At 34.5% G+C, this 13,508-nt stretch carries 9 protein-coding genes; all 9 read right to left on the bottom strand.

What is annotated here, in order from left to right:
* Positions 1 to 14 precede the first annotated feature (14 nt).
* The 9 genes from Q0X14_RS01250 to Q0X14_RS01210 all read right to left on the bottom strand — a co-directional run bounded on the left by Q0X14_RS01250 (position 15) and on the right by Q0X14_RS01210 (position 13,480).
* A complete protein-coding gene (locus Q0X14_RS01250) occupies positions 15 to 1,286 on the bottom strand; it encodes a hypothetical protein (protein ID WP_297841370.1) in 1,272 nt (423 codons plus the stop codon).
* A gap of 160 nt (positions 1,287 to 1,446) precedes the next feature.
* Entirely contained in the window at positions 1,447 to 2,310 is an 864-nt protein-coding gene (locus tag Q0X14_RS01245; protein ID WP_297841367.1) for a T9SS type A sorting domain-containing protein, read from the bottom strand.
* 349 nt (positions 2,311 to 2,659) lie between these two features.
* Positions 2,660 to 6,043, bottom strand: coding sequence for a S8 family serine peptidase (locus tag Q0X14_RS01240; protein WP_297841364.1), 3,384 nt, complete (start codon positions 6,041 to 6,043; stop codon positions 2,660 to 2,662).
* 18 nt (positions 6,044 to 6,061) lie between these two features.
* Entirely contained in the window at positions 6,062 to 6,496 is a 435-nt protein-coding gene (locus Q0X14_RS01235; RefSeq protein WP_297841363.1) for a hypothetical protein, read from the bottom strand.
* Positions 6,497 to 6,859: 363 nt separating this feature from the next.
* Positions 6,860 to 9,709: a T9SS type A sorting domain-containing protein gene (locus Q0X14_RS01230; RefSeq protein ID WP_297841360.1), complete on the bottom strand. Its 2,850-nt coding sequence runs from the start codon at positions 9,707 to 9,709 to the stop codon at positions 6,860 to 6,862.
* A 20-nt stretch (positions 9,710 to 9,729) separates the two neighbouring features.
* Entirely contained in the window at positions 9,730 to 10,305 is a 576-nt protein-coding gene (locus Q0X14_RS01225; protein ID WP_297841357.1) for a hypothetical protein, read from the bottom strand.
* A gap of 268 nt (positions 10,306 to 10,573) precedes the next feature.
* Complete coding sequence (locus Q0X14_RS01220) at positions 10,574 to 11,581, bottom strand: integron integrase (RefSeq protein WP_297841354.1); 1,008 nt, start codon at positions 11,579 to 11,581, stop codon at positions 10,574 to 10,576.
* A 421-nt stretch (positions 11,582 to 12,002) separates the two neighbouring features.
* The gene (locus tag Q0X14_RS01215; protein ID WP_297841351.1) at positions 12,003 to 12,596 is read right to left on the bottom strand and encodes a carboxymuconolactone decarboxylase family protein; all 594 of its coding nucleotides are present in this window, start codon (positions 12,594 to 12,596) and stop codon (positions 12,003 to 12,005) included.
* A 122-nt stretch (positions 12,597 to 12,718) separates the two neighbouring features.
* Entirely contained in the window at positions 12,719 to 13,480 is a 762-nt protein-coding gene (locus Q0X14_RS01210) for a tetratricopeptide repeat protein (RefSeq protein WP_297841349.1), read from the bottom strand.
* Positions 13,481 to 13,508 lie beyond the last annotated feature (28 nt).

The raw sequence follows: 13,508 nt of genomic DNA, 5'->3' as shown, positions 1-13,508 counted from the left end.
TCTATTTGCGCTCTTTAATAAACTGCGAGCCCACTTGGATAGTAGGGTGGATGAACAATAGTATCTGCTGTCCAGTACCAACAACCGTCTGCCGGTGTTAGTCTTAATTGGCTGAAAGGATTTGTATTACCTGTTTGATGAATTAAATAAAGTCCTTTTGCATTCGGATCGTGTACTTCAGGATTGTCGAACTGAGATAACTTCAAGTGATACTCTAACCTAAAAAATTCATTCGGATTACTACCAGGCACTTTTATTTTTACTGACCTATTTGTTTGAACGTAATCCGTTAGCGTAATACCCAACGTCGTTTGATAAATACTATCAGGTGCATTCCAACCGATTAATTCACGTTCATAAGAATTGGGTGGACAATATCCTTGACTATTTAATCGACAACCCCAATCACTCAGCATTCCCCAGAATCCATTACCGCTGTGACCATAGTATTGACCATCTGTCATCCAATGATGACTAAACTCGTGTACCTGAACCTGATATGGAATCGTACCTCCCATAACTGAAGTTGTACCCATTCCGGGGTAAGAAGAAGAAACTGCGGGATGACCACTTCCAATTTTTCTTAATCCTCCATCAACAAAAAATTCGAGTGGTTCTCCTGTTTGTGGATATCCCAATGAAGATTCTCCACCATAAAAGAATAACGAAGACATATTTGGTACATTACGATAAATCATAAAGATATCATCAACTCTTCCATCAGATTCTTTACGTACATCATATTCGCCGTATCTCTTCCATTTGTCAAATTCAGCAAAATCTAGAGTTGCATCCAATTGTTGCAAAACTTCCATATTAATATTCCAACGCAACCAGCCATTATTAAGATAATATTGATACGTATGTGGTGTTACTACAAATCTTGTTTTACCGATTATAGTGAATTGACCGACAGACATTTCACGGAAATAATGGGTGAGATTTCCATTTGTTGACATTTGTGATGTGGTTGAATCAATATAAGTTTTTAGAAATGTCGGACCCGGATAAATCTCTGATACAGGATTTGTTGGCCAGAGAGTAAAAGTAGTATCATAAGCATCATCTGGAAACTGTACGAAGACGATTAGAACTTTAAGCGTGTCACGGGCGGTCATCCATTTCCCTCCTTTTTGAGATGCCACTGTACTTTCGCCAAATCCTGTCATTCCACAGTCAATGTCAGAATATGTTTGAGGAAAAATTTGAATTGTAAGAAATGCAAAGAGTAACAGGTAATTCAAAGTTTTTAAAACTTTGAGAATTTTGTTAAGGATTATATACATAACAACCTCCAATAATTAAATTGATATAAAGGTTGCGTTTGCCCATATTTGTACTGCTACTTGGAAGGGCTTGGACAAACGCGTTAATTTGTTTTGCCCATCCTTTAATAAAAGCTGCGGAAGCTGTACGCAACTACAGCTTCCGTTTTTTCCAATCTGATTATTTAGTTAATAACATTTTGATAGTTTTTAATCCTCCATAAGCATTTAACCTGCAAAAGTATATCCCGCTCGATAATCCCGAAGCGTTCCAATAATATCTGTGATTACCGGCTTCTTTTATACCTTCATAAATTATTGATACTTGCCTCCCAAGCATATCATAGATACTCAGATTTATTTCAGCTTCTTCCGGTAGTATAAATTCTATTGTTGTACTGGGATTAAAGGGGTTAGGATAGTTCTGCTTTATTACAAAATCTATTGGATTTTCATATACTTTTAATTCTACATTTGTAATAATTCCAAAAGTATCACCCTCAACTATGCATCCTTTAAGAGAGTAAAAGTACCAGGGTTCTTCCCATTCGTAAATTAAACCAAAACCACTTGCAAGCCAACGTTCCCTGAGAATATAAGGGAATGGTGTTGAATCCGGGTGTGCCGGTCCATATTGATATACCTTTATGGTTGTTAAATTTGAAAACACATAATCTGTGTCTATCCTTGCTACCCAAGCCCATTCAGCAAATGCAGGATTAAACCAAGCATCCCCTGAATCAGCGTACAATTTGTAAATCAAATAATCATTCCCATGTATGTATGGGCTTCGAAAAACATTATATGAAGAATCAACTTTATATCTTGGTTCGTTTTCATTGTCATAAAAAAGATATTTACTTCCATCTTGAGAAAGTGAATCTCGAGTGACAGTAGTTGTGTAAAACTGAGTATTGCCATTCCAGTAGTTATAGTCCCATCTATTTCCAACGCTATGAGGGAAATAACTTAGAGGTTCTTGTGCAAAGGAAATGTAAAATGGCAAACAAAAAATTATTACGCATTCCAATAAAATATTTTTCATAATTAATTTCCTTTCATAATCAGTGAAAGAATAAATCTATTTTTTTATTTAATTAATAATACAAATAATAGTCCCTTCCAAAATACATCTAAAGAGTAAGTATAACGGCGTTGCCGATAAGCGGCGCCCCAGAACAGGAACGCGGAACAATACCAGCAACTTTTTATATACAGATAAAATTTCTTTGCTGAACAAACTTGAACAAGAAACTAAACACGGAAGTAACACTGCCTACAATTAAGCTAATGCCGAATGCGAAAACGGCGTCCGCTTGATTGGCGGGTTATACTTACTTCTACTATTTAAGGGCAAGTAAAAAAATTACTTGCCCTAATTTTTTGTAACGGTTTTATTTCAACAATGTCATTTTGTTATTCTGAATAAAATCATTCACTCTTAATGAGTAGATGTAAACGCCACTTGGCAAATTACTTGCATCGAATAATGTCTCATAAATACCAGAACTTTGAAATTCATTTACAAGTGTTACTATTTCTTGACCTAATAAATTATATACTTTCAATTGAACTAAACCTTGTTCTTTTATTTGATAATTAATTGTAGTTACCGGATTAAACGGATTCGGATAGTTCTGACTTAATCCATACTCATAAACAATATTTGTATTTTCAGTTGAAGTTGTTTGTTGATTTTTATTTTCGATTTGTGGTTTACCTTTGGCTAACATTTTATTTTCTAATCGCTCGTATCTTCCTCTTGATACGAATATAAATGTTCTTTCCATTCCTTCATTTATTGGTGGTGCTGAGTACTCTAAGGTTATCATCTCATCTGTATTGAGTACTGAATATTGTTCGTCTATCTGATTCAATAGACTTGTTACATCTCCAAATGTTGAATGCTCTGCATATAAAAGTTGTGGAGTATAAACCGTAAAGAGCAATTCAAGTTTATGACTTAGTTCTGTATAATCTATTTCTGCTTCGCTCTGGAATGCTATATCTACTTGCAAAGAACTTGAATTTCCATCAGGCACTAAAATCCATTGATAGGTTGGATTCTTCCTTAACCGGAATGATGAAAATTCTGCTGTGTTTTCCTTAACGCCGCCCAGAATACTTCCAGATATTTTGTCTTTGTAAATCGGTTGTTGTTGACCTATTACCAGTAACCATTTCTCTGTTCCTACGCTGACATCTTCAAACGATAGACTTAATGTGTCGTCTATGCTTACTTCTGCTTTTATGCTGTCTAATCCAATAAGTTTTTTGTAAACATCAATCGAATCAAGTTGTGCGTTTGCAAAATATGCTGGTTTTGCAAACTGAATTATTTCGCCTTCGTCATCCACTGTGATAAATGTTTCTTGAGGATGGTCAACTACAAGCAGTTTTAATTGGTCTAAGTAAGAAATTTCTTCTTCAAATTCTCCAATTGCAAGGTAGTATTTATCATCCTCAAGAAGTGGTTTTGTATAGAGTTGATAAAAGTCAGTTACATCTTGTCCAAGTAAATCCGGGGCTTGACTTTGAGGTAAGATGTTATTGTCCTCAACCCAGGTTTCTCCGTTCCACGTATAAACAAACGGACAGCCGTGTGGTGTTGTTGCAAGATTTATAAACACATTTGCCGAATCAGTCCCAGCACTATTCCACACTTTACATTTGAGTACTGCGCCGGTTGGCCCTTCAATTGGGGTCTCTTTAGGGGAAGAAATATTTTCTGTAATTGTTTTCTCAATTGCATCTGTATTACTATAATGAATTGAAACAGTTTGAGAATTTGTATTTGAAATTGAAAACCCAGTGTTACCTGAAACGATTGACCAATTATAATTTAAGTTGCCATTACCTTGTGAAAGATTACAAGTTACGGAACCGCTATTACCGCGATATAATGGATTTGGAGATTGCGTGAAATTGGAAATGATTGGTGCAACGACAGGTGTGTATTTACCAAAAATGGAAACTCTTATTTGAGCTTGATTTGGATCATATGGATACCAGAAAGTACTATAACCAGATAAACTAACCAACTTATAGCAATAAGTTTCAAATATCCAATCACGCCCGGATTTGTTTACAAAAGTTGCATTCGTTGTACCATATGAAGGATTTTGCCAAATAAATCCATTTGTGCCGCTGTTTGCCCAAACCCAAGTGCTATCTATATTATAAGTAGTTGGAACTTCAATTGTTCCGGTTATTTTTTTTGTTTCTTGAACAATGTATAGTCCATAGGGATAATAAAAAGCAATTTTATCAGTCGGTGGATTTGACACATTCACAACACTTCTATTTTTTGAAGCTACTGTATGTGTAAGTAAAAATTTATCTGTAAGATATAGCGCTTGACCAGCGTCTACTAAACCAGCACCGTATTTTTCTGGATCGTTCTTAGATATTGCACTAATTTTAATTATTTCGCGTATATCATCACTATAAGGATATAACACGCCTTTTTCACGTAACTTAGAACGAACTAAAGCGGCTACACCAGCTACTATGGGGGTTGCATTTGAAGTGCCGTTAAAATAATTATATGAATTATTATTATGAGTAGTTTCTTGCAAATAATAGGGTGAAGCAATCGTAACATTATTACCATATTTGCTCCCAGGATCTAAATTACCAGCATAGTCGACACCAGATACACATATTAATGCATTACCATTAGAAAAGTCGGCTGGATAGCGTATCTCAGTTGGATTAGGAGTATTACCTCTCGCAGCAACTACTGTAACATTATTAGCCCAAGCCCACCAAAATGAATAGTAATAGCTCTGTGCAGAAAGTGAACCCCAAGACCAATATGTTGGACTGTCACCACCAAAACTACAATTTATAACATGAACACCATAGCCAAAACCATTATTGATTTCTGGTACAGTAGCTGCTTCAAAAACTGCTTCTGCAATTAATTCACGATCTAAAAGTCTCTTACCATTGCTTGTTTCACTTGATGTTACTCTGAACGAAAATATTTGACAACCGGAATTTATATCTGATGAAGACCCGCCGGCAATACCAATCACACCAGTGCCATTCCAATTTACTGCTCCAACAATTCCAGCGATAGGTGTTCCGTGTGTTTCATCAGAATATTCAGGTTTTGGATTACCATCGTTATCCTTAAAATCGTATCCGCCTCGAATGCGATAACCTTGACCAAAGCCATTGCCTAAATCTTCGTGATAATAATCTATACCGTGATCAACAATGCCTATTTTAACTCCAGAATTACCAGAAGAATAATTCCAGGCGCGAGGTAAATCTATATTGTAAGTTGAGTTATAAAATTGTGGTTGATAAATATAGCGTGGATCATTTGGAGGCCAGGCATCAACTTCAATTGGAACTAATTTGTCAATATTTTGAATTATTGTACTATTTTCCTTAAGTGCTTGTAGCTCAGTTTCATTTAGAACTGATTCAGTCTCGATTATAAATGTTCTTTGCAGTTCAGTAAGCGGTAGCTCTGTTCCATTATCTGTTTTAAGAGTTTGAAGGTCGTCTGGCAGTCTCCTTATAAATTTTCGAAGTGATTTAATTCTATATTCTTTTAAGAATTTATTTAATTCAAAAAGATGAATTGAATTAGTCAATAATTTTGAAGAATCCTCGTTAACTAATTTTGTTATATCAAAGAAATAATCTGACTGTTTATATTCTGTTAAATCAATGATGTTGTTTGTTCTGAGTATATATTTATTGTTCTGTGCTAACGAAGAATATGTGGCAATTATTATTATGAATAAGATAAGTTTTTTCATTTTTTACTCCCAAGTAGATTATTTATTTATCGTAAGAACGATATCACTTTTAATAAGATAGTCTTTCAACCCCACATTCACTTTACTGCTTGTCAGTGTACTATCTGTAACTGCGAATTGGATAAATTGAGTGCCGCGAAGCGTGTCCAAAAAATTATAGTAACGAAAATCACCGAGAATACGATTGCCAATTCTATAACCAGTCACTTTTTGTTCTTGGAAAATCTTACCAGCAGTTAGAATTAACGAAATTTGACTCAATGAATCAATCGGGCCAATGCTTCTACCAGTTCCCAAAGCATCAATGACTACTGTTACTGTGTCGTTGATATTAGCAGGGTTTGGTAAAACATTACTAATCCAAATATCATCGTCGATTGGAATAGTATTGTCAACACAGCTTGTGAAAAGAATAGATAAGATTAAAGAAAATATAATTTGAAATTTTTTCATAAAGACCTCTTAATTTTTAATAGGTTAAATTTTGTAAATGCGTTTATTAAACGAAACCAGTTGAATAAAAGTTTTTTTGTTGTTCCATCACCGTTACCCTTCCTCTTTCTGAGTAAGTATAACGGCGTAGCCGATAAGCGGCGCCCCAGAACAAGGATGCCGAACAATATCAACAACTTTTTACTTATTAATATTTTTACTTAAAAGAACTACTTTGAACAATAACCAATACACGGGAGAACAAAGCCAATAATTACTGAAATGCCAAGTGCGAAAAAAGGCGTCCGCTTGATTGGCGGGTTATACTTACGCTCTAAAATTTTAGGGCAAGCATTTCTACTTGCCCTATATTTTTGTAACGGTTCACTTCAATAGAGTCATTTTGTTATTTTGAACAAAATCATTCACTCTTAATGAGTAGATATAAACACCCGAAGGAAGATTACTTGCATCAAATAATGATTCATAAATTCCAGAGCTTTGAACATCATTTACAAGCGTTACGATTTCTTGACCTAATAGATTATACACTTTCAACTGAACTAATCCTTGCTCTTTTATTTGATAACTAATTGTTGTTACTGGATTAAATGGATTCGGATAGTTCTGACCTAATCCATATTCGTAAACAATATTTGAGTTTTCAGTATTCGATGTTAGTTGATATTTGTTTGCAATATCGCTTTTACCTTTTGCTAACATTCTGTTTTCTAATCTCTCGTATCTGCCGCTTGAAACAAATATAAATGTCCTTTCCATTCCTTCATTTATTGGCGGTGCTGAGTATTCTAAGGTGATCATTTCGTCAGTATTAAGAATGGAATATTGTTCATCGATTTGGTTCAGCAGACTTGTTACATCTCCAAATGTTGAATGCTCTGCATATAAAAGTTGTGGAGTATAAACCGTAAAGGGCAATTCAAGTTTATGACTTAGTTCTGTATAATCTATTTCTGCTTCGCTCTGGAATGCTATATCTACTTGCAAAGAACTTGAATTTCCATCAGGCACTAAAATCCATTGATAGGTTGGATTCTTCCTTAACCGGAATGATGAAAATTCTGCTGTGTTTTCCTTAACGCCGCCCAGAATACTTCCAGATATTTTGTCTTTGTAAATCGGTTGTTGTTGACCTATTACCAGTAACCATTTCTCTGTTCCTACGCTGACATCTTCAAACGATAGACTTAATGTGTCGTCTATGCTTACTTCTGCTTTTATGCTGTCTAATCCAATAAGTTTTTTGTAAACATCAATCGAATCAAGTTGTGCGTTTGCAAAATATGCCGGTTTTGCAAATTGAATTATTTCTCCGTTGTCATCAACTGTTATAAATGTTTCTTGAGGATGGTCAACTACAAGCAGCTTCAGTTGGTCTAGGTAAGATATTTCTTCTTCAAACTCGCCAACTGCAAGATAGTATTTCCCTTCATCTAAAATTGGTTTTGTGTAGAGCTGATAGAAATCTGTTACATCTTGTCCAAGTAAATCCGGGTCTTGACTTTGAGGTAAGATGTTATTGTCCTCAACCCAGGTTTCTCCGTTCCACGTATAAACAAACGGACAGCCGTGCGGTGTTGTTGCAAGATTTATAAAAACATTTGCCGAATCATTGCCGGCACTATTCCAAACTTTGCATTTAAGTACTGCGCCGGTTGGCCCTTCTATTGGCGTCTCTTTCGGAGATGAAATATTTTCTGTAATTGATTTCTCAATTGCATCTGTACTACTGTAATGAAGGGAAACAGTTTGAGAATTTGTATTTGAAATTGAAAAACCGGTGTTACCAGAAACGATTGACCAATTAAAATTCAAGCTGCCATTTCCTTGTGAAAGATTACAAGTTACCGACCCGCTATTGCCACGATATAATGGATTTGGTGATTGAGTGAAATTGGCAATTATTGGTGCAACGACTGGTGCGTATAAAATATCACATTCTTTAGCAAACCAATGGAATAAACCAGCGATTGCTCTGATACCATAGACGAATGCAGTATTGGTTGTCGCATCAATGCTAGGAGGAAAATCACTGATATTAGTAACAGGTGAGCCCATAGTGTTAATTAATTGTTGAAATTCTGAATAATAATCATTTCCAAACTGAACAGAATAATTATTGTCACCAGGATACCAACGTTGAGGATCAAAGCTGGGGTTTTCTTTTGTAGATAGACTACCAAAATGGTCAGCTAATTGATTAGTTGTATAGAATAAATAACGAATCGGGTTTTCTTTACCAAAGACGTTTATGAAACCGCCTTGATTTAATGCATCAGCCCACGTGACATTTTGTGCTGGAAAAATTGACTGAGGATCATTACAGTTAGGATTGCTGCCGCCGACTAGACCACCTATATGAAGTTCATAAGTGTCGCCCTCATTATAGATAGTTCCATTAGAATTAAGTGGAATTTGAACGTGACAGGGATGTACATCATTTTTAACGTGAGCAGGTACTGACATATCTCCTAATAAATGAGCAGTCCTACCCAATATTTCCCAGACGAAAAGATTTCTCATCCCGGCTGGGATTGGAAAATTTCCACTTATCGAGACATATTTTTTTAATGTAACATTATATATTCTAAAGTTAGATTTAGGATACTGTACAAAGACTATGTTACCATTTTTATAAAGGTCAACCAAAGAATTATAATAAAATGTAACTACCATTGGATACTCTAATACTTGCTTTTCAAATCTATAAGTATGTCCGTTTGAAGCAGTAAAAGTATAACCATTTTGTGGTTTCCATTTTATTACCCAACCGCCATAAATGTAATGCATTGCTTTCCAATATGCATTTGGAATTTCCCCACCAGGTAAAGGACAATCGTTTAAATCTGAAGGAATATTTATAGTAGAGTTGTCCCCCGCATCAGCATTCCAAAAATGAGTTGAAGAAGCGTCCCATCCACAATAACTCCAAGGACCTAACATTAATCCACCAACCTCCCAAACAGGATCATATAAATCTTCTTCCCAAGCACCTTGTACGATACTACATCCTAAAAATGGCCCAGGGCCTTCCCCATTGTGGTTAAATCCCAAATGGTTTTGTAATATTGCAACATCGAAACCTAATTGTTGTTTTAATAAAAGATAAGCTTGTCTAACTTGATGTTGATGAACCCACTCTTTATGGGCGTATACCAGTGAGTTCAAAAAGAAAAATGATAATAAAATGTATTTATAGATTTTGTTGTTCATTTGATTCTCCAATTCTAATTTTAATAATCGAAAAGTTTGTAATTAATACCAGCACTTAGCCAATAACCATAATCTGGAATTATAAAAGTTTTAGCATTTATGCTTATAATAAAACTTTTACTGATATCTAATTCTAAACCCAGACCTATTGGTAAATCGATTCCGCTTGGATTAATACGCCCCAAAGCAATGCCAACATCAGCTGTTAGCCGTAGTTGATTTAATAAATGGTGTCTTAATTTTATCCCAGGCTCGATATAACCTTCTATTTGATTTTTATAGTATTTATTATTGAATAAATTAAGTCCAGTAAAAAGAGAAAATGTTCTGTTGAAGCGATATTCATATAAAGTTGTTAAAGCCCACCATTCATAAAATTTCCAATTATCTTTTAAATCACTAGGTTTAGTTTGAGTACCAAATCTAACTCCAAACCAGTGCCCAAGGTCGTTATGTTCAAAATCATTTATAAATGTATTATAGAGCAAATTCGGTTTTTTATCTGAATCATAACGCCTTGAAAATAATGCCTCTTGACAAAAAGCAAGTTCATTAATAATAAATACACTTATAAGAACGAAAAGTATATTTTTCATTTGTTCCTCGTTATTTTTTGAAAATTATTATAATCTTTAATTCTATATTTTATATAAAACCCGTTGAATAAAATTTTTTTTGTTGTTTCATCACCGTTACCTTTTTTCTTTCTGAGTAAGTATAACTATTACTTATACTGCACAGAATTATTAGTTAGGGAACGTAGATATGCGTGCAGCTGCAGGTCTACGTTCCAATATCTTTGTTTTTTGTTCGTAAAGTAACTATTTAAAAATATCCTTTGCATATCTATCATCCCAATCCTATTCAGTCTAATGGACTCTTAACTCCCAGCCCTCTATTTAAAACATGGGTATAAATCATTGTTGTTTTTACAGAACTATGTCCAAGTAGTTCCTGAATCGTTCTAATATCATAACCATTTTCAAGTAAATGTGTAGCAAATGAATGCCGGAAAGTATGCGGACTGGCTGGCTTCGTTATACCACTCTTTTTAACAGCATCTTTTACTGCACGCTGTACAGTACTTTCGTGAATGTGCCATCTGGTTATTAAACCACTATCATTATCTTTTATGAATTTATCCGCAGGAAATGCATACTGCCATCCAAACTCCTTGCCTGCATTCGGATATTTTTTCTTTAATGCATAAGGAAGGATTGTTTCGCCTTTTCCATTCTTTAAATCATCTTTGTGTTTTAAGTAAACTTTATTTAAATGTTTCTTTAATTCCGAAATTACAGAATCGGGAAGAATTGTGTGTCTGTCTTTCTCACCTTTACCATCCCTGACTAATATTTGCTTATAGTCGAAATCAATATCCTTTATTCTTAGCTTTAAGGCTTCGGATAATCTTAAACCACTGCCATAAAGTAATGAAACAATCAGTTTATTAGTTCCTTCAAGATTATCAAATACTCTAGCAACCTCTCTTTTGGATAAAACAACAGGCAGGTGTTTTACTCTTGTTGAGTGTTTAATATTTTCAATCCAGCCAACATCTTTATTTAAAATGTTTTTGTAAAGAAACAATATTCCCTGCAATGCCTGATTTTGCGTAGCGGATGAGACATGATAATTAGTTACGAGGTTATTAATGAATGACTTAATTTCTTCAGCGCCCATATCTATTGGATGACGCTTATTATGGAATAAAATAAATCTTTTTATCCAGTTTATATATGCTTCTTCTGTCTTTTTGCTGTAGTGATTTACCCTCATTACATTCCTTACCTGATCAAGCAATTTTGGTTTAACTTGTTGTTGGGGAGGATTTACAGCAGCAGGAAAAATATTTTGTTTTATTCCGTGCAAAGGAATTCTTTTTTTGTCTGATTGAACTTAAAAAAATTATTGTTTTATTTCAATATTATTTTCAAAATTTTTATTTGTCTAAAGGCAAGTAAAGTTGGATAAACAAATTGGTTCATTTGTTATTAATTCTAATTGCACCGGCATTTATGCCGGTGAAAATATAATTCCAGAAAAAACACCGGGCTTTAGCCCAATAAACAATAGAAAGTATCTAGACTAAAGTCCATATTATTAGAGTTTACTTTTTCCACGCTCTGAAGAGCGTGGCAATTATCCAATTCAGGCATTCAACAATTCAGTTTTACATTCCTCATCCGATAAACCGTGAAACAGGAATGACAAATTCCTTTCAATCTAATTTACCTAAGAAATGAAGTTACCATTTGAAGATATCAGAGAGTTAAAAAAGTATTCAGGCGGGCTATTTTTGTTTGATTTTATTCAAAACATTCAAACCGAATTCTTTTTCTTTCTCACAACTGATTTCAGAAAGGTTTGAGATTATTTTTCTAATCTGTGTAATCTTTAATCCATTTCTTAATCCACCATATAGATGAGATATAAGCTGCTCTTCAAACATTTGTGTCGTAAGAACTGATATTATACAAGCTTCCCTTTCCTTAATTTTTAGAGCAGAACGACTGATAACTTTTCCGTATCCTTCAATAATCAGCCATTCAGATAGTTCCGGTGAGAATTTTTTCACATTTGAAATCAGCTTTTCCAGTTTATCTCCATAAATCTTTTTGCTTGTTTTAATTCCCTTTTCCTTTAAACGATTGGTATTCAAAGAGGAGATTTTTTTTGGCTTATATCCCGACAGATGATGAAACCTTTTCAGAAAAAACAATGCATTCGGGAAACCACAGAACAGATAATTCTGAAGCAGCGCTTCATATATTTTGATTTTTGAAATTCTTTTTTGCAGAGCAAGTCGGACGAAGTAATCGAATTCATCCAAGTTCTTCACAGCAGCTGAAGCAGAAATGAGTGAGAGTATCTCAAGGTAATTCATTTAGTTGGCACTAATGTTAATAATTATAATAAATAATTTCGTTGAAAGTTCGCATAAAAAAAGTCACCCTTCGATAAACTCCGGGTGACTCCAATATCACGACCAAAAATTGATATTAAAATTTATTTCATTAAACCAAGCTGGTACTCAGCATTTGCTCGATAACTTGGATCTCCTTTTGCCTGATTAAACATTTCTTTTGCCTTAGCCATATCACCTTTTCCTTTGTAGGAAAGCCCCATATAATAGTAAGCTCCACCTTTATTTATCTTTGAGCGATATTTCAAAGCATCTTCGGCAGCTTTAATTGAGTTATCGTACTGACCTAATTCCTGATACAATTGAGCGAGCAAAAGATAAGCAGCATCGTATTTATCGAGCTCAACAGCTTTGGTAAGATATTCTATTGCTTTATTAGCATTACCTGAGCTCATTGCCTGATTACCTAATTTGGTATAGGCAAGCGACATATTTTTCTTAACTTTATCTTTTACTGAATTATTTTTCGAAACCGCTAAAACCTTCTCGAATGTTTCAATTGCTTTATTATAATCTCCCATTGAGAAAAATGTTCCACCTAATGCATTCAATGCAGCTTCGTTATTCGGACTAAGCTTAAGGCACTCCTCAAAAGCGATTCTTGCATCATCCAGTTTATCGGCTTTTTTTAAGGCAACGCCTTTCTGGTAATAAATCCGGTAATCTTTCTCGATATTCAGCGCCTGATTGTATTTTTCTACAGCACCGTTATAGTTACCAGCTTTTAGTAATGAATTGCCTTCGTTATAAAGTTTCCCGGCTTCGGGTTTCATTTCCTGCGCAAATGTACTGAAAGATACAAAAAGGGAAACCAGCAAAATGGATTGAAAGATTTTTTTTAACATTATTAGCACCTTTAGTTAGTTAAGGTTA

It is taken from the genome of Ignavibacterium sp. (assembly GCF_025998815.1).
Classification (GTDB): domain Bacteria; phylum Bacteroidota; class Ignavibacteria; order Ignavibacteriales; family Ignavibacteriaceae; genus Ignavibacterium.
This window is presented reverse-complemented; position numbering and strand designations above follow the sequence as displayed.

What these genes read in the sequence shown, in the direction of transcription:
- Q0X14_RS01210 (WP_297841349.1), bottom strand. Translation starts at nt 13,480, where the DNA reads ATGTTAAAAAAAATCTTTCAATCCATTTTGCTGGTTTCCCTTTTTGTA.
- Q0X14_RS01225 (WP_297841357.1), bottom strand. Translation starts at nt 10,305, where the DNA reads ATGAAAAATATACTTTTCGTTCTTATAAGTGTATTTATTATTAATGAA.
- Q0X14_RS01240 (WP_297841364.1), bottom strand. Translation starts at nt 6,043, where the DNA reads ATGAAAAAACTTATCTTATTCATAATAATAATTGCCACATATTCTTCG.
- Q0X14_RS01230 (WP_297841360.1), bottom strand. Translation starts at nt 9,709, where the DNA reads ATGAACAACAAAATCTATAAATACATTTTATTATCATTTTTCTTTTTG.
- Q0X14_RS01235 (WP_297841363.1), bottom strand. Translation starts at nt 6,496, where the DNA reads ATGAAAAAATTTCAAATTATATTTTCTTTAATCTTATCTATTCTTTTC.
- Q0X14_RS01245 (WP_297841367.1), bottom strand. Translation starts at nt 2,310, where the DNA reads ATGAAAAATATTTTATTGGAATGCGTAATAATTTTTTGTTTGCCATTT.
- Q0X14_RS01215 (WP_297841351.1), bottom strand. Translation starts at nt 12,596, where the DNA reads ATGAATTACCTTGAGATACTCTCACTCATTTCTGCTTCAGCTGCTGTG.
- Q0X14_RS01250 (WP_297841370.1), bottom strand. Translation starts at nt 1,286, where the DNA reads ATGTATATAATCCTTAACAAAATTCTCAAAGTTTTAAAAACTTTGAAT.